Source organism: Streptomyces sp. S.PB5 (assembly GCF_030403745.1).
Taxonomy (GTDB): domain Bacteria; phylum Actinomycetota; class Actinomycetes; order Streptomycetales; family Streptomycetaceae; genus Streptomyces.
Window position 1 is genome coordinate 308,772 of the sequence record NZ_JAQMWP010000006.1, and the last position, 15,191, is coordinate 323,962.

A 15,191-nucleotide genomic window follows, 5' to 3' on the forward strand; every position below is an offset into this window, starting at 1 on the left:
CTGACGGTGCCGTCGGGCCTACCGTGGTCCGGCGCCCGCTCCATGTCGTCGGTCCGGAAACCATCACAAAACCGACGCGCCAGAACCGGAGTTGGGCCTCTCATTTGTCAGTGCCGTGCCGTAGAAAAGAGGGGCACGGCGAGGTCCGCTCGGCGGACGGGAGGAGGTGGCTCGGTGAGCATTTCCGAGCCCTTGGACGATCCGTGGGCCGACAGCGGTCCCGGTGATCGTCTGCCCGCCTCGCGTCGCCGTGGCGACGGAGGCCGGGGCCGCGACGAGCAGCACGACCGCGGCCGGGAGAACGGCGAGTGGGACGGCGGAGGTTCGTCCTTCGAACGCGTACCGCCGCAGGACCTCGACGCTGAGCAGTCCGTCCTCGGCGGCATGCTGCTCTCCAAGGACGCCATCGCCGACGTCGTCGAGATCCTCAAGGGCCACGACTTCTACAAGCCGGCCCACGAGACGATCTTCCAGGCGATCCTCGACGTCTACGCCAAGGGTGAGCCGGCCGACCCGATCACGATCGCCGCAGAGCTCACCAAGCGCGGCGAGATCAACAAGGTCGGCGGCGCATCTTATCTGCACACCCTCGTCCAGACGGTGCCGACGGCGGCCAACGCCGAGTACTACGCGGAGATCGTGCACGAGCGCGCGGTCCTACGTCGGCTGGTCGAGGCCGGAACCCGCATCACCCAGATGGGATACGCGGCCGACGACGACGTCGACGAGATCGTCAACCGCGCCCAGGCCGAGATCTACGCGGTCACCGAGCAGCGCACCAGCGAGGACTATCTGCCGCTCGGTGACATCATGGAGGGCGCGCTCGACGAGATCGAGGCGATCGGCTCCCGCACCGGTGAGATGACCGGTGTGCCGACGGGCTTCACGGACCTCGACTCGCTCACCAACGGTCTGCACCCGGGCCAGATGATCGTCATCGCGGCCCGTCCCGCCATGGGCAAGTCCACGCTCGCGCTGGACTTCGCCCGCGCGGCGTCGATCAAGAACAACCTGCCCAGCGTCATCTTCTCCCTCGAAATGGGCCGCAACGAGATCGCGATGCGTCTGCTGTCCGCCGAGGCGCGGGTGGCCCTGCACCACATGCGCTCCGGGACCATGACGGACGAGGACTGGACGCGGCTGGCCCGCCGGATGCCCGAGGTCTCGGCCGCACCGCTCTACATCGACGACTCCCCGAACCTGTCGATGATGGAGATCCGCGCCAAGTGCCGCCGTCTGAAGCAGCGCAACGACATCAAGCTCGTGATCATCGACTATCTCCAGCTGATGCAGTCCGGCAAGCGCTCCGAGAGCCGTCAGCAGGAGGTGTCGGACATGTCCCGTAACCTCAAGCTGCTGGCCAAGGAGCTGGAGGTCCCGGTCATCGCGCTCTCGCAGCTCAACCGTGGTCCCGAGCAGCGCACGGACAAGAAGCCGCAGGTGTCCGACCTGCGTGAGTCCGGCTCCATCGAGCAGGACGCCGACATGGTGATCCTGCTCCACCGTGAGGACGCCTACGAGAAGGAGTCCCCGCGCGCCGGCGAGGCGGACATCATCGTGGGCAAGCACCGTAACGGTCCGACGGCCACGATCACGGTCGCCTTCCAGGGCCACTACTCGCGCTTCGTGGACATGGCGCAGACCTGAGCCACCTGCCGCGGAGGTATTGGGTTCGACGTCCCGGTGCCCCGCAGGGTGGACTGGGCGCATGACGACATCTCAGGAAGAGCTGCTACCCGGTACGCGCCGGGCCCTGCTGCACCGTATCGCCGTGGCCCAGGCCGAGGGGCGCGCTCCGTCGCTGGTTGCGGCGGTCGTACGGGACGGCCGGACCGTCTGGCACGGCTCGCGGACCTCGGTGGACGGGCACGGGCCGGACGAGCATGTGCAGTACCGGATCGGCTCGATCACCAAGACCTTCACCGCCGTTCTCGTGCTGCGGCTGCGCGACGAGGGGTTGCTCGACCTCGGTGACCCGTTGGAGAAGCACCTTCCGGGCACCGGCGCGGGGGAGGCCACCATCGCCGAACTGCTCGCGCACACGGCCGGGTTGGCGGCCGAGTCGCCGGCGCCCTGGTGGGAGCGCAGTCCGGGCTCTCTGCGTCCCGAACTGGCCGATGTGCTCGGTGAGCAGCCCTTCCTGCATCCGGTCGGCCGCCGTTTCCACTACTCGAACCCCGGCTACACCCTGCTGGGCGCTGTGGTCGAGAAGCTGCGTGGCGCCCCATGGGAGGACGTACTCCGGCGCGAAGTGCTCGAACCCCTGGGCCTCGACCGTACGAGTGCACAGCCCCAGATGCCCCACGCGGGTGGCTGGGCGGTGCACCCGTGGGCCGATGTGATGCTTCCCGAACCCTCCGAGGACCTCGGCCTGATGGCACCGGCAGGTCAACTCTGGTCCACCACATGCGACTTGGCGAAGTTCGCGGCCTTCCTGGCGAAGGGCGACGACCGTGTGCTGAGTGCGGAGACGGTACGGGAGATGCGGACGCCCGCTGCGCCGGCTGAGGCCGCGGATGTCCTGGACGGTGTGACGTATGGGCTCGGGATGCAGGTGCAGAGCTGGGAGGGGCGGCTGCTGGTCGGGCACTCGGGGTCCCTGCCGGGCTTCCTGGCGAACCTCACCATCAGCGTGGCGGACGATGTCGCTGCGGTGGTGCTGGCCAACTGCACGTCCGGGCTGCTGCTGGGCGCGGTGGGCGCCGATCTCGTCCGCATCGTCGCCGAGGCCGAGCCGCGGATTCCCGAGCCGTGGCGGCCTGTGCCCGAAGTCGATTCGGCAGTACTGGAGTTGGCGGGCCAGTGGTACTGGGGGACCCATGCGTTCGCCCTGCGGCTGACCGCCGAGGGTGGCGTCTCTCTGGATCCCCTGAGTGGCGTCGGCCGCCGCTCGCGTTTCCGCGCGAACTCAGACGGCACGTGGACCGGGCGTGAGGGCTACTTCGCCGGAGAGCTCCTGAAGGCCGTACGGCGGCCTGACGGAAGCGTGAGCCACCTGGACCTCGGGTCGTTCGTGTTCACGCGTCAGCCGTACGACGAGGAGGCGCCTGTGCCGGGCGGAGTGGACCCGGAGGGGTGGCGCGGGATCGGTTGAGCCGTGCGGGGCGTGTTTCACGTGAAACACGCCCCGCCGCACAGGAAGACCTCCGAAGCGCCCGCCAGCCTCTCTGAGGCGTCAGAGCGGCAGCTTGAACCCCACATGCGAGGCCTCGAAGCCGAGCCGTTCGTAGAAGCGATGTGCGTCGGTGCGGGTGGCGTCGGAGGTCAGTTGTACCAACTGGCAGTCCTGGCGCCGGGATTCGTCGACCGCCCACTCGATGAGCTGTGTGCCCAGACCGCTGCCGCGTTCGTCGGCGTGGATGCGGACTGCTTCGATGATCGACCGGGTGGAGCCGCGCCGGGACAGCCCGGGGATGATCGTGAGCTGGAGCGTGCCGACGACACGGCCCTCGCGAACAGCGACGACCAGATGCTGGTTCGGGTCGGCGGCGAGCCGCTCCAGCGCGGACAGGTAGGGGGCGAGGTCGTCCGGTGACTCGCGCTGCGCACCCAGCGGATCGTCGGCGAGCATGGCGACGATCGAGGGGACATCGGCGGCGACGGCAGCGCGTATTTCAAGATCTCCCATGTCGGCCAGCTTATGCGGGCATGTTCAGCGACTCCACGTTGAGCGACTCCACGACCCGGACCAGTGGAGCCAGTTCAGCGTTCTCGGCCGCCGCGTCGAGCGCCTCGCGCAGTGCGGAGTCATTGGTCGGCCGTGCCTCGTCGAGGAGTTTGAGGCCGGCCTCGGTGACGTTGGTGTAGATGCCGCGGCGGTCGGTGGGGCAGAGGTAGCGGGTGAGCAGGCCGCGGTCCTCCAGGCGGGTGACCAGCCGGGTGGTGGCGCTCTGGCTCAGCACGACGGCGTCGGCGACCTGCTTCATCTGCAGATGCCCGCCGTCCCCGTCGTGCTGTCGGCTGAGGACATCGAGCAGGGAGTACTCGCGCACACTCAGGTCATGCCGCGCCTGCAGGGCCCGCTCGATATGGGCCTCGATCCTCCCGTGCAGCAGGGAGAGGGCGCACCAGCCCTGTGCGAGGGCGGTGAGTGCGGGGTCCGTCGCTGTCATCGGTGCTTCCTTCGTCCCGGAGCGGCTGAAACCAGGATAGAGCAGCACTGCAATAGTCGGCGCTTGCAAGTATTGAGCGTCTGCAAGTATTGTCTTCGGTTGTAAAGCGCTTCTGCAACCGACTGGGAAGGTGGCGAGACCTCCATGCCTCTCGCGCTTCTGGCTCTCGCGATCGGGGCCTTCGGAATCGGAACCACCGAGTTCGTGATCATGGGCTTGCTGCCCGAGGTCGCCGGAGACTTCGGCGTTTCCATCCCCACCGCCGGCTTCCTGGTGACGGGCTATGCACTCGGCGTCATGTTCGGCGCCCCGCTGATGACGGTGCTCGGCACCAAGGTCTCCCGCAAGCGCATGCTGATGCTGCTGATGGGGCTCTTCATCGTCGGCAACCTGGTGTCGGCCCTGGCGCCCGCATTCACGGTCATGCTGATCGGCCGGGTGATCGCCTCACTCGCCCACGGCGCCTTCTTCGGCATCGGCTCCGTCGTCGCGGCCGACCTGGTCGCCCCCGACAAGAAGGCCGGAGCCATCGCGATGATGTTCACCGGCCTCACCGTCGCCAATGTCGTGGGCGTCCCGCTCGGCACGCTCGTGGGACAGACCCTCGGCTGGCGCGTCACCTTCGCCCTCGTCGCCGCGCTCGGCGTCCTCGGCCTGGCGGGCATCGCCAAGCTGGTCCCCGACATGCCCAGGCCGGAGGGCGTCCACCTACGCCATGAACTGGCCGCCTTCAAGAACGCCCAGGTCCTGCTCGCAATGGCGATGACCGTCCTCGGCTTCGGCGGCGTCTTCGCGGCCATCACCTACATCGCGCCGATGATGACTCACGTCGCCGGGTTCGCCGACGGCTCCGTCACCTGGCTGCTCGTCCTCTTCGGCCTCGGAATGGTCGGCGGCAACCTCGTCGGCGGAAAGTACGCCGACCGTGCCCTGATGCCCATGCTGTACGTGTCCCTGGGTGCCCTGGCGGTCGTCCTGGCGCTCTTCACACTCACCGCGCACAACAAGGCCCTCGCGGCCGTCACGATCGCGCTCATCGGCGCTCTGGGCTTCGCCACCGTCCCGCCGCTCCAGAAGCGCGTCCTCGACCAGGCGCACGGCGCCCCGACGCTGGCCTCGGCCGTGAACATCGGTGCCTTCAACCTGGGCAACGCGCTCTCCGCCTGGCTCGGCGGTCTGGTCATCGGCGCCGGCCTCGGCTACACCGCCCCCAACTGGGTGGGGGCCGCCCTCGCCGCGGCCGCCTTGGGGCTCGCCCTGATCTCGGCCGCTCTGGAGCGCCGCGACAGTGCGCCCAGTCAGGTCGTCGCGGGAGCTGCCCCGAGCGAGCAGAGGGCTGCCGTTCACCACTGACCGCACCAAGCCGTCCGCGAAAGACGCCGGGTCCCCAAAGGGCCCGGCGTCATCGCGTCGGCGTCACCGCGCCTCCAGTTCCTCAGCCCGCCGCCACCGTCACCGGTGCGAACCGTCGGTTCCAGTCACCGGGTAGCTCCGAAATCCCGTGGGTCATGACCGCGTTGAAGGCGACGGTGGCCAGTCCACGCTCCTTCAGCCACGCCAGCAGCCCTTCGTGCCGTACGTCGATGTCGGTGCGCAAGGTGAGGTCGGTGCGGGCGGCGAGGGAGGCGACCAGCGCCTTCGCGGTTTCCGTGTCCCGGGCGACCAGCGGGCCGACGACGTGGTTGTCCATGTTGGGCCACGCGGCCGCGTACCCGATGATCCGGCCGTTCTCCTCGGCCACCCGCAGCTGATCGGCGAAGGCGGGCAGTCGCGTGACGATGTGCGTGCGGTCGGTGCCGAACACCTCCTCGTCGAGCCGGAGGATGGCGGTGAGGTCCTCGGCGGTGGCCGCGCGTGTGGCCACGGTGGGCTCGTAGCCGTCAGCCGTGAAACGGCCCCGCACCATTTCCGCCCGGCCGGTCACCTTGAAGCCGAGTTCCTCGTAGAGCGGGCGGCCGTTCGGCGTTGCGTGCAGGGTCAGTGGGGTGGTGCCCATCTCCGTGAGCACATGGCGCATCAGTCGGCGGCCGATGCCCTGGCGGGCGTGCCGTTCGGCGACCAGCACCATGCCGATCGCTCCCAGATCGGGACGGTCCCGCGGCCCGTACTCGGTGACGACGCAGGCGGTGACGAGCCCGCCCTCGGGGTCGTCGATGCCGTATCCCTTCCCGGATGTCAGGAGGAAGCCCCACTTGTGTTCCTCGCGTGGCCACCCCCGGTCCTCGGACAAGTCGGCGCAGGCGGTGAGATCGCGAAGCGTCAGTCGGCGGATGGGCAGATCGGCGAGGGAAGGTGTCGACACGCAGGTCAGGCTGTCTGACGGGTGCCCTCGGCGTCCACCTGTTTCCGGTGACATGTACGAGGTTTTGGCCATGTCGTAGCCGACCGCACAGCACCCCGACAGGTGCCGCATGTTTCACGTGAAACATGCGCGAACGACGGACCAGGTTAGCCTCGAGAACCATGGCGAGACTTCATCTCTTCGACCTCGACGGAACGCTGCTGTACGGCACCTCCTCGCCGGTGGAGATCTCCCGGCAACTCGGGCTGGAAGCCGAGACCGTGGCGCTCGATCAGGCGATCTCGGCGGGACTGATAGAGCCGCCCGAGTATGCGGCGCGGGTTCGTGAGCTGTGGGCGGAACTCACCGAGGCCCATGTGTCGGCTGCTTTCGAGGGTGCTCCGTGGCTGGCCGGGATTCGAGATGTCTGGGAGGAGATCCGCCAGAACGGCGACTACTGCGCCGTCGTGTCGCTCTCGCCATCCTTCTTCGTCGAGCGACTCATCGACTGGGGTGCGCACGCGGCGCATGGATCGCGTTTTCCCGCCGTGCCGTTCACCGAACCCGTCGACCCGGCCGGGATTCTCAGTGCCGCTGCCAAAGTGCTGATCGCCGACCGGCTGTGCGAGGAGTTCGGAGTCACCCGGGCCGACTGTGTTGCGTACGGGGATTCGTCCTCGGACAGGGATCTGTTCGGCGCGGTACCGGTCTCCGTCGCGGTCAATGCGGACAGCCATCTCTCGGGCCTCGCCACACATGTCTACACGGGCGGAGATCTGTGGGATGCCTATGAATTGGTGCGCACCGCCCGGTAATTGAAGCAATTGACGGTTCGCCCCTCGTCCCATTCATGGAGGTGGGAGGGGGGACTTGTGGGCGCGGCGGCGACCGGTAGGGTCTACTCCGGTTGGGCGGGGCAGCCTAACGGGACGGAGAGATCGAAGACCTGCATTTTCGGTTATGAGGCCGACGTGTCCCCATGCGGTGGGATGCTGCGGTGAGAGCGCTGCGGCCAATGTCACACTCTCGCCTTACTTGTCCGTATGGAGCGCGAATACGGGTTGAATATGGCCGCATTGGCCGCGGCCATGAGCGGGGAAAGCAAGTCGTCTACGGGGGAAAGCAGGCACATTCCGACCGAGGAAGTGCGCAGACCGACCGAAAGATGTTCGAGGCGAGGCACACCATGGACGCTCCGACCACCACGTCGGCCGACAACGGCACTTCCGGCGGCGGGAGCGGCTGGTTCACGCCGCACACACAGCCGGCGGCGACACCGGGCAGCGAGCAGGAGACGGCCGACGGGAACCGGCTGGCGGCGCTCCGCCCGGTCGGCAGGACCACGCCAGACGCCGATGCGTTCCCACCGGCACAGAGCACACCGACCTCGGCCTCGCACGAGATACCGGCCCCCGCACCGGCGGAACCCCCGCCCCCCGAACCCCGTGTACCCCCGCAGCGCTCCAACCCGGCGCAGGCCCAGGAAGCCTCCCCGGACGCGATTCTCATCCGCCGGACCATGGCCGAGGTCGCCCCCGTGGCCGGCAAGGTCACCTCGTACTTCTACGCCCTGCTCTTCGTCCGCCATCCCGATCTGCGCTCGCTCTTCCCGGCCGCGATGGACACTCAGCGGGACCGGCTGCTGAAGGCGCTGCTCACCGCGGCGGAGCACATCGACAACACCCGGGTGCTCGTCGACTACCTGCAGAACCTCGGCCGCGGCCACCGCAAGTACGGCACCCGGGCCGAGCACTATCCGGCCGTCGGCGAGTGCCTCATCGGCGCTCTGAGCAAGTACGCCGAGCGGATCTGGGGTCCGGAATTCGAGGCGGCCTGGGTCCGGGCGTACACGACGATCTCGCAGGTGATGATCGACGCGGCGGCCGCGGACGAACTGCGTGCCCCGGCCTGGTGGTACGCGGAGGTCGTGTCGCATGACCTGCGGACGCCGGACGTCGCGGTCGTCACCGTCCGCCCCGACCAGCCCTATCCCTTCCTCGCCGGGCAGTACACAAGCCTGGAGACCCCCTGGTGGCCTCGGATCTGGCGGCACTACTCCTTCGCCTCGGCGCCCCGTGCCGACGGGCTGCTGTCGTTCCATGTGAAGGCCGTCCCCGCGGGCTGGGTCTCCAACGCCCTGGTCCAGCGTGCCCGGCCCGGCGACATCCTCCGGCTCGGCCCGGCGGCCGGCTCGATGACCGTGGACCACACCACCGACAGCGGGCTGCTCTGCCTGGGCGGCGGCACCGGCATCGCACCCATCAAGGCCCTGGTCGAGGATGTCGCCGACCGCGGCGAACGACGGCCGGTCGAGGTGTTCTACGGAGCCCGCACCGACTACGACCTGTACGACATCGACACGATGCTCAGGCTCCAGCAGTCCCACCCATGGCTCTCGGTCCGCGCGATCATCGACCAGCAGGCCCGGGTCCAACTCCCTGACGCCATCCGTCAGTACGGCCCCTGGAACGAGTACGACGCTTTCGTCTCGGGCCCGCCCGGAATGATCCGCAGCGGGGTGCACGCCCTCAGGGACATCGGCATTCCGTCGGAGCGCATACGCCACGACTCCGTGGAGGAACTCGTGGTCGTCGGGGACTGACCCCGGCCCAGTCCGGGAGCCCCGGCCAGGTCTCAGCCCAGGTCCGGCGCGTGCATGGCCCGTACGCCCTCGATGTTGCCGTCGAGGTAGTGCCGCAGCGACAGCGGAACGAGGTGCACGGAGGCGATCCCGACACGGGTGAACGGCACTCGCACGATCTCGTACTCGCCGATGGGCTCGTCGACCTCGGGGCCGTGCCGCAGCGAGGTGTCCATGGACTCCAGGTGACAGACGAAGAAGTGCTGGACCTTCACCCCGGTCGCGCCGCCGTCCTCGCCGATGTGCTCGACGGTGTCGACGAAGCAGGGCACCACATCGGTGATCTTGGCGCCGAGTTCCTCGTACACCTCGCGGTGCAGGGCGTCGACGACAGTTGTGTCGGTCGGCTCGACCCCGCCACCGGGGGTGAGCCAGTAGGGATCCATGCCGGGCTTCGTGCGCTTGATCAGGATCAGGTCATCGCCGTCCAGGAGAACGGCACGTGCGGTGCGCTTGACCACGGGTCGGACGGTCATGGGGGAAATGTGGCCCGGTTGGTTCCACGTGAAACATCGCATGCCGTCATCGGTCGAGCTCACCCTGTGACCGTCGGAAAGGTGCAGGTCAGCCCCAGTCGGCAGCCATCTGCAGCAGCCATTCGTGAGCCCGCGCGACATGCGGCATCGCCAGGGTGCCGGTACGGACCACCAGGAAGTAGGTCCGCAGGGGCGGCACGGCCGGATGGTGAAGGGCCACGACCTCACCGCGCTCCAGGGCGGGCGCGGCCAGATAACTGGGCAGGACAGCGAGCCCGGCGCCCGCCACCGCGCAGGCGAGCACCGCGCGAAGGTCCGGGACGATGACAGTGCCCGCGGCGGCCGGACGGGAGTCGAAGACGGAAGCCCAGTAACGGGAGACGAACGGCAGCGACTCATGCACCTCGACCACGGGAAGTCGCTCCAGGGCGAGTGCTCCCTTGCGGCGCAGCGTCCCGGAATTGATCCGCTTCGACCAGAGCGGGGAGGCGACCAGGACATGCACTTCGTCGCAGAGCGGAGTCGCCGTGAGCAGAGCGCCCCGCGGCCGGGCCGTACTGATGGCCAGATCGTGATGTCCGGCGGCCAGGCCCTCCAAGGTCTCCTCGGCGTTTCCGAAGGAGGCCCGCAGCGCGAAGCCCTGACCGTCCTCGCCGGTCAGCTCGGTGAGCGCGGGAAGAGCGCGTTCGGCGGTGAACTCGGGTGGTCCGGCGAGGTGGAGAGTTCGTAAAGAGGAGTCCTCGTCGAGGCCTGTCTCGGTGATCTCCACCAGGGCGTCGAGATGCGGAGCGGCCTTGTGGGCGAGCTCGTCGCCGATGGTCGTAGGGGTCACCCCGCGGGCCTGTCGCAGGAAGAGAGGGCGGCCCAACTGCCGCTCCAGCGTACGGATCTGCGAGGTCACGGCGGGTTGGGAGAGGCCCAGCAGTGCGGCGGCGCGCGTGAAGGAGCCGGCCCGGTGCACGGTCACAAAGGTCCGCAGCAAGGCCAGATCCATGCACGTTCTCCCCTCCAGTGCCGGCTCCAGGCCCCCCGGCAGGGCCCAACTATAAATATGTCGATAGGTCGCTGTCGCTACTGTGATTGGACACTGACACAGAGTCAACTAGCCTTGTTCGCGCGGTTCTTCGCGCGCGGAACCGAGGGCGGTCCGAGCCACGAGGGGGGAGGCTCGGACCGTCCGTTGTACGTAGCCGGACACCGACAAGGGCGTAGAAACAGAGGTCAGTCCGCCGACTCGGCCAGCGCACGCAGCACATCGGCCACCAGGTCCTCAGGGTCCTCGGCACCGACGGAGAAGCGGATGAAGCCGTCCGGCACCGCGTCCCCGCCCCAGCGCCCACGCCGTTCGGCCGTGGAACGCACTCCGCCGAAGCTCGTCGCGTCGTCCACGAGCCGCAGGGCGTCGAGGAAACGGTCGGCACGCGCGCGCGTGGGCAGCGTGAAGGAGACCACGCACCCATAGCGCCGCATCTGCTGCGAGGCGACCTTGTGCGCGGGATCGTCGGGCAGCCCCGGATACCGCAGCCCGGTGATCTCCGGCCGCTCCTTCAGAGCCTCGGCCAGCACGAGCGCGGTCGCGTTCTGCCGGTCGACCCGCAGCTGGAGCGTGGCGATCGAACGGTGCGCGAGCCAGGCCTCCATGGGCCCCGGGATCGCCCCGACGACCTTGCGCCACCGTCGTACGGCGGTCATCGCCTCGCCGTCGTGGCCCGTGACATACCCCAGGAGGACGTCTCCGTGCCCCGTGAGCTGCTTCGTGCCGCTGGCGACGGAGAAGTCGGCGCCGAGCTCCAGCGGGCGCTGTCCGAGCGGCGTGGCGAGTGTGTTGTCGACGGCGACGAGGGCACCACGCGCGTGTGCCGCCTCGACGAGCCGCCGGATGTCGCAGACGTCGAGCCCGGGGTTGGAGGGCGTCTCGATCCACAGGAGCTTCGCGCCGTCCAGCGCGTCCAGCTGGGCGTCGCCCGCGGTCGGGGCGGTCCGCACCGGGATGCCGTACGCCTCCAGCTGCGCACGCACCAGAGGCAGCACCTGGTAGCCGTCGCTGGGCAGGACGACCGTGTCGCCGGGGCGCAGCTGGGAGAAGACCACGGCGGAGACGGCGGCCATGCCCGAGGGGAAGACGAGGGTCTGGACGCCGGCCCGGCCGGGGGCTTCCAGCTCGCCGATGGCGTTCTCCAGGAGCGTCCAGGTGGGGTTCTCGTCGCGTCCGTAGGTGTACGGGCCGCCGACCTCGCCCGGCAGATGGAAGTGAGCGGCGAACGCGGGACCGGGCAGGGTGGGTTCGTTCTTGACCGGCTCGGGCAGTCCGGCCCGCACCGCGCGCGTGCCCTCGCCGGTGCTTCCCGTCGAATCGCTCATGCCACCCGTCCCTTCAGGTCCTCGCGTACCGCGGCGAGCAGACCCTCGCTCGCCGCCTTCACCATTTCAAGGCACTCCTCGAAGCCGTCCATGCCCCCGTAGTAGGGATCCGGTACGTCGAGGTCGTCGTCCGCGGCAGGGTCGAACGAGCGCAGCAACCGCACCTTCTCCGCGTCCTGCGGAGTGGGCGCGAGGCGGCGCAGGGCTTTGAGGTGGCCGTGGTCGAGGGCGATCACGAGGTCGAGGCGCGAGAACCACGACGGCTGGAACTGGCGGGCCGTGTGGGCGCTGTCGTAGCCGTGCTCCTCGAGGACCGACACCGTGCGTGGGTCCGCGCCGTCGCCCTCGTGCCAGCCGCCGGTGCCGGCGCTGTCGACCTCGACCCGGTCGTCGAGCCCGTCCTCCGCGACGCGGGCGCGGAAGACGGACTCGGCCATCGGCGAGCGGCAGATGTTGCCGGTGCAGACGAAGCAGACGCGATACGTCATGCGGGGCTCAGTCGCCGTCGGGCAGGACGACGTTGAGCGCCCAGGACACGATCGAGATGATCAGACCGCCGACCACCGCGGTCCAGAAACCGTCCACATGGAAGCTCAGGTCGACCTTGTCGGCCAGCCATGAGGTCAGCAGCAGCATCAGCGCGTTGACGACCAAGGTGAACAGGCCCAGCGTGAGGATCAGCAGCGGCAGGCTGAAGAGCTTTACGACCGGCTTGACCAGGAAGTTCACCAGTCCGAAGATCAGCGCGACGAGGATCAGGGTGCCGATCTTCTTGCCCGTGCTGTCACCGGTCAGGGTGATCTTGTCCAGCAGCCAGACGGCGACCGCCAGGGCGCCCGCGTTGGCGATCGTCTTGACTACGAAATTCTTCATGTGTCTGATCGTGGCAGAAGAGATCGTCGATGAGCAGTGGGACAAGGGCGGACGAGAGCGATGAAGGCATTCCGGCTGGATGAACTGGAGGCGGAACGCGCCGCCAACGACGGCGCCTACCTGCAGTTTCTGCGGGAACGGAACATGTCGGTCGGTCTGTATGCGCTGAACGCCGGTGAGCATGATCCACAGAAGCCGCACAACCAGGACGAGGTCTACTTCGTTGTGAGCGGCCGTGCCGCGATCACCGTCGGCATGGAGACCACCCAGGTCGCGCGCGGCAGCGTGGTCTACGTTCCGGCCGGCGTCGCCCACAAGTTCCACCACATCAGCGAGGACCTGCGGGTGATGGTGGTCTTCTCTCCGCCCGAGAGCTGAGCCCGGACCCCGGGATTCCCTAGGGGATCAGTCAGGGGAGGACAAGGGGTGCGAGGCCCCCGCCGGGCCACCTCCTCGCCCTAGCATCGAGTGCAGGACATCAGAAGGATCCGGCATCACGAGCCCGGGTCTTCGACCGGACCCGGCACGAGCGACGGGCGGAGAGGTAAGGACGAGAGCAATGGGAGAGATCTTCGCGGGACTGCCCTGGTGGGTGAAGTGGATCGCGGTGCCCGTCATCGCCCTGGTCGTGTTCGGCGGGCTGATAGCCAGCGTCGTCGGCTTCGTCATCGGACTGCTCTTCAAGTTGCTGGTCTTCGTGGCCCTGGTCGGCGGACTGATCTACGTGGTGCGGAAGTTCATGTCGAGTTCCTCGTCGCGCAGCGACTGGTGAGGTGCCGCGAGGGAGACCGGTGACCGGTAACAGGAATCACCGGTTCCCTCGGGCGAGGGAAGTTTGCGGTACAGGCCGAGTGCGAGCGGTGGCGGACGGTTAAAGTCCGGAATTCGACGCGGGGACGATCCCCCGTGAGCGGCGCACACCCCTCCCGTGTCCCCCGCACGGGCGGCCCCCTCGCGCTTCGGGAGTGACCCTTGGCCACGGTTGACACCGCACCCGCAGAACGCCTTGCAGCCCTCGCACCGGTTCGGGGCGCCGCCCCGTCCCCGGAGCACCGCCCCCGCCCGCCGGAGCAACCCGCGGCCGCGAGCCGGTCCCGCCAAGGGACCCCGCCCGCGTCGACTCCGGCCGATCCGCCGGACGCATCGCACCCCACGACCCTCATCGGCTCCGTCCAGCGCGCGATGCGCCTGCTGGAGGCCGTCGCCGGGCACGAGCACGGTGCTCCCGCCAAACAGCTGGCCCGCGAGACCGGCCTGGCCCTGCCCACGGCCTACCACCTGCTGCGCACCCTGGTCCACGAAGGCTATCTGCGCCGGGACAAGGGCCTGTTCTTCCTCGGTGAGGCGGCCGAGCGGCTGAGCAGCAGCGGAGCGCAGCAGAAACGTCGCAGCACGGTCGTCGAGACACTTGCCCACTGGCGCGATGCCATCGGCGTACCCGTGTACTACGCGATCTACCGCGACGGCGAGGTCGAGGTCGTGTGCGTCTCCGACACCCCGGGCAATCCGGCGGTCGAGGAATGGGCCGACTTCCGCGAGACCGCGCACGCGCACGCGATCGGGCAGTGCCTGCTCTCCCAGCTGGGCGAGGACGCCCGCCGCGACCACCTGGACCGCTACCCCGTGCAGGCCATCACCCCGTACACGGTGCGTGACAGCCACACCTTGCTGCGGCGTCTGGACCGGACGCGGCGGATGGAACCGGTCTTCGAACGGCAGGAGTACGCGCTGGGGGCCGTGTGTGCGGCGATCCCCATCACGGTGGGCACCGCCGCCGCCACGGTGGCCATTTCCCTTCCCGTCCATCAGGCCGACCGGCTGCCGGAGGCCACCCGTCGGCTGCAGAGCGAGGTCGGACGCCTGCTGGGGTCGCTCGCGATCTCTATCAGTATCTGAAAACTCACTCCTTGTGATCTCCCGTGTACTTTCAGCAAACTTCCACCACAGTCAAAGGGATCATTCCCGGCCAGTCGACGGCAGATGACGGGGTAGAAGATGGGCGAGTCCGTACAGGCAGAGGTCATGATGAGCTTTCTCGTCTCCGAGGAGCTCTCCTTCCGAATCCCCGTGGAGCTGCGCTACGAGACCTGCGATCCCTACGCCGTGCGGCTCACCTTTCATCTGCCCGGTGATGCGCCGGTGACCTGGGCGTTCGGCCGCGAGCTCTTGATCGACGGTGTGGGGCGGCCGTGCGGCGACGGGGACGTCCGGATCGCGCCCGCCGAGGCCGACACGCTCGGCGAGGTCCTGATCCGCCTTCAGGTCGGCACCGACCAGGCGCTGTTCCGCTCCTCGGCGGCGCCCCTCATCGCGTTCCTCGACCGCACCGACAAACTGGTCCCGCTGGGTCAGGAGGGCGTGCTCGCCGACTTCGACGCCCACCTCGACGAGGCGCTGGACCGGATTCTGGCGGAGGAGCAGAGCGCGGGCTGAAGCGTTACGGCACT

Annotated in this window: 17 protein-coding genes; 9 read left to right on the forward strand and 8 right to left on the reverse strand. The window is 68.7% G+C overall.

All coding sequences use genetic code 11. The features are described 5' to 3' along the window. Positions 1-174 precede the first annotated feature (174 nt). Complete coding sequence (gene dnaB / locus PH203_RS17850; protein WP_289921046.1) at positions 175-1,647, forward strand: replicative DNA helicase; 1,473 nt, start codon at positions 175-177, stop codon at positions 1,645-1,647. A 61-nt stretch (positions 1,648-1,708) separates the two neighbouring features. Then, the gene (locus PH203_RS17855) at positions 1,709-3,094 is read left to right on the forward strand and encodes a serine hydrolase domain-containing protein (protein ID WP_289921047.1); all 1,386 of its coding nucleotides are present in this window, start codon (positions 1,709-1,711) and stop codon (positions 3,092-3,094) included. A gap of 81 nt (positions 3,095-3,175) precedes the next feature. Here PH203_RS17855 and PH203_RS17860 read toward each other — a convergent pair whose 3' ends face one another. Further along, a complete protein-coding gene (locus PH203_RS17860; RefSeq protein ID WP_289921048.1) occupies positions 3,176-3,628 on the reverse strand; it encodes a GNAT family N-acetyltransferase in 453 nt (150 codons plus the stop codon). A 10-nt stretch (positions 3,629-3,638) separates the two neighbouring features. After that, positions 3,639-4,112, reverse strand: a complete 474-nt coding sequence (locus tag PH203_RS17865) for a MarR family transcriptional regulator (protein ID WP_289921049.1) — start codon at positions 4,110-4,112, stop codon at positions 3,639-3,641. A gap of 144 nt (positions 4,113-4,256) precedes the next feature. Between PH203_RS17865 and PH203_RS17870 the strand changes: the two genes are divergently transcribed. Then, positions 4,257-5,465 (forward strand): MFS transporter, encoded by a 1,209-nt coding sequence (locus PH203_RS17870; protein WP_289921050.1) that lies wholly within the window; start codon positions 4,257-4,259, stop codon positions 5,463-5,465. A gap of 82 nt (positions 5,466-5,547) precedes the next feature. On the opposite strand, the gene PH203_RS17875 is transcribed toward PH203_RS17870, so the two are convergent. Then, a complete protein-coding gene (locus tag PH203_RS17875; protein WP_289921051.1) occupies positions 5,548-6,414 on the reverse strand; it encodes a GNAT family N-acetyltransferase in 867 nt (288 codons plus the stop codon). Between the two features lie 161 nt (positions 6,415-6,575). On the opposite strand from PH203_RS17875, the gene PH203_RS17880 reads away from it, so the two are divergent. Together PH203_RS17880 and PH203_RS17885 are read left to right on the forward strand one after the other, a co-directional pair. Beyond that, positions 6,576-7,208 (forward strand): HAD-IB family phosphatase, encoded by a 633-nt coding sequence (locus tag PH203_RS17880; protein WP_289921306.1) that lies wholly within the window; start codon positions 6,576-6,578, stop codon positions 7,206-7,208. A gap of 350 nt (positions 7,209-7,558) precedes the next feature. Then, complete coding sequence (locus PH203_RS17885) at positions 7,559-8,995, forward strand: globin domain-containing protein (protein ID WP_289921052.1); 1,437 nt, start codon at positions 7,559-7,561, stop codon at positions 8,993-8,995. A 32-nt stretch (positions 8,996-9,027) separates the two neighbouring features. Here the strand turns inward: PH203_RS17885 and PH203_RS17890 are convergent, their stop codons facing one another. From PH203_RS17890 to PH203_RS17910, 5 genes are all read right to left on the reverse strand, one after another. Beyond that, positions 9,028-9,510, reverse strand: a complete 483-nt coding sequence (locus PH203_RS17890) for an NUDIX hydrolase (RefSeq protein ID WP_289921053.1) — start codon at positions 9,508-9,510, stop codon at positions 9,028-9,030. 88 nt (positions 9,511-9,598) lie between these two features. Beyond that, positions 9,599-10,504, reverse strand: a complete 906-nt coding sequence (locus PH203_RS17895; protein WP_289921054.1) for a LysR family transcriptional regulator — start codon at positions 10,502-10,504, stop codon at positions 9,599-9,601. Positions 10,505-10,731: 227 nt separating this feature from the next. Then, positions 10,732-11,871 carry a cystathionine gamma-lyase gene (locus PH203_RS17900; RefSeq protein WP_289921055.1) on the reverse strand — a complete coding sequence of 380 codons (1,140 nt, stop codon included), beginning with the start codon at positions 11,869-11,871 and terminating at the stop codon, positions 10,732-10,734. After that, on the reverse strand, positions 11,868-12,359 hold the full coding sequence (locus tag PH203_RS17905) for a low molecular weight protein-tyrosine-phosphatase (protein WP_289921056.1): 492 nt from the start codon (positions 12,357-12,359) through the stop codon (positions 11,868-11,870). Before PH203_RS17905 ends, PH203_RS17900 begins: the two co-directional genes overlap by 4 nt. 7 nt (positions 12,360-12,366) lie before the next feature. Then, positions 12,367-12,744 (reverse strand): phage holin family protein, encoded by a 378-nt coding sequence (locus PH203_RS17910; protein WP_289921057.1) that lies wholly within the window; start codon positions 12,742-12,744, stop codon positions 12,367-12,369. Positions 12,745-12,804: 60 nt separating this feature from the next. On the opposite strand from PH203_RS17910, the gene PH203_RS17915 reads away from it, so the two are divergent. From PH203_RS17915 to PH203_RS17930, 4 genes are all read left to right on the forward strand, one after another. Beyond that, entirely contained in the window at positions 12,805-13,122 is a 318-nt protein-coding gene (locus tag PH203_RS17915; protein ID WP_289921058.1) for a cupin domain-containing protein, read from the forward strand. 181 nt (positions 13,123-13,303) lie between these two features. Continuing rightward, complete coding sequence (locus PH203_RS17920) at positions 13,304-13,516, forward strand: DUF5326 family protein (protein ID WP_190071059.1); 213 nt, start codon at positions 13,304-13,306, stop codon at positions 13,514-13,516. A gap of 389 nt (positions 13,517-13,905) precedes the next feature. After that, a complete protein-coding gene (locus tag PH203_RS17925; protein ID WP_289921307.1) occupies positions 13,906-14,640 on the forward strand; it encodes an IclR family transcriptional regulator C-terminal domain-containing protein in 735 nt (244 codons plus the stop codon). Positions 14,641-14,739: 99 nt separating this feature from the next. Next, positions 14,740-15,177, forward strand: a complete 438-nt coding sequence (locus PH203_RS17930) for an SsgA family sporulation/cell division regulator (protein ID WP_289921060.1) — start codon at positions 14,740-14,742, stop codon at positions 15,175-15,177. The last annotated feature ends 14 nt before the right edge of the window (positions 15,178-15,191 follow it).

Bases quoted from the DNA above. Each gene is read 5' to 3' on its own strand.
- PH203_RS17855 (WP_289921047.1), top strand. From the start codon at position 1,709: ATGACGACATCTCAGGAAGAGCTGCTACCCGGTACGCGCCGGGCCCTG.
- PH203_RS17860 (WP_289921048.1), bottom strand. From the start codon at position 3,628: ATGGGAGATCTTGAAATACGCGCTGCCGTCGCCGCCGATGTCCCCTCG.
- PH203_RS17865 (WP_289921049.1), bottom strand. From the start codon at position 4,112: ATGACAGCGACGGACCCCGCACTCACCGCCCTCGCACAGGGCTGGTGC.
- PH203_RS17870 (WP_289921050.1), top strand. From the start codon at position 4,257: ATGCCTCTCGCGCTTCTGGCTCTCGCGATCGGGGCCTTCGGAATCGGA.
- PH203_RS17880 (WP_289921306.1), top strand. From the start codon at position 6,576: ATGGCGAGACTTCATCTCTTCGACCTCGACGGAACGCTGCTGTACGGC.
- PH203_RS17885 (WP_289921052.1), top strand. From the start codon at position 7,559: ATGTTCGAGGCGAGGCACACCATGGACGCTCCGACCACCACGTCGGCC.
- PH203_RS17890 (WP_289921053.1), bottom strand. From the start codon at position 9,510: ATGACCGTCCGACCCGTGGTCAAGCGCACCGCACGTGCCGTTCTCCTG.
- PH203_RS17895 (WP_289921054.1), bottom strand. From the start codon at position 10,504: ATGGATCTGGCCTTGCTGCGGACCTTTGTGACCGTGCACCGGGCCGGC.
- PH203_RS17900 (WP_289921055.1), bottom strand. From the start codon at position 11,871: ATGAGCGATTCGACGGGAAGCACCGGCGAGGGCACGCGCGCGGTGCGG.
- PH203_RS17905 (WP_289921056.1), bottom strand. From the start codon at position 12,359: ATGACGTATCGCGTCTGCTTCGTCTGCACCGGCAACATCTGCCGCTCG.
- PH203_RS17910 (WP_289921057.1), bottom strand. From the start codon at position 12,744: ATGAAGAATTTCGTAGTCAAGACGATCGCCAACGCGGGCGCCCTGGCG.
- PH203_RS17915 (WP_289921058.1), top strand. From the start codon at position 12,805: ATGAAGGCATTCCGGCTGGATGAACTGGAGGCGGAACGCGCCGCCAAC.
- PH203_RS17920 (WP_190071059.1), top strand. From the start codon at position 13,304: ATGGGAGAGATCTTCGCGGGACTGCCCTGGTGGGTGAAGTGGATCGCG.
- PH203_RS17930 (WP_289921060.1), top strand. From the start codon at position 14,740: ATGGGCGAGTCCGTACAGGCAGAGGTCATGATGAGCTTTCTCGTCTCC.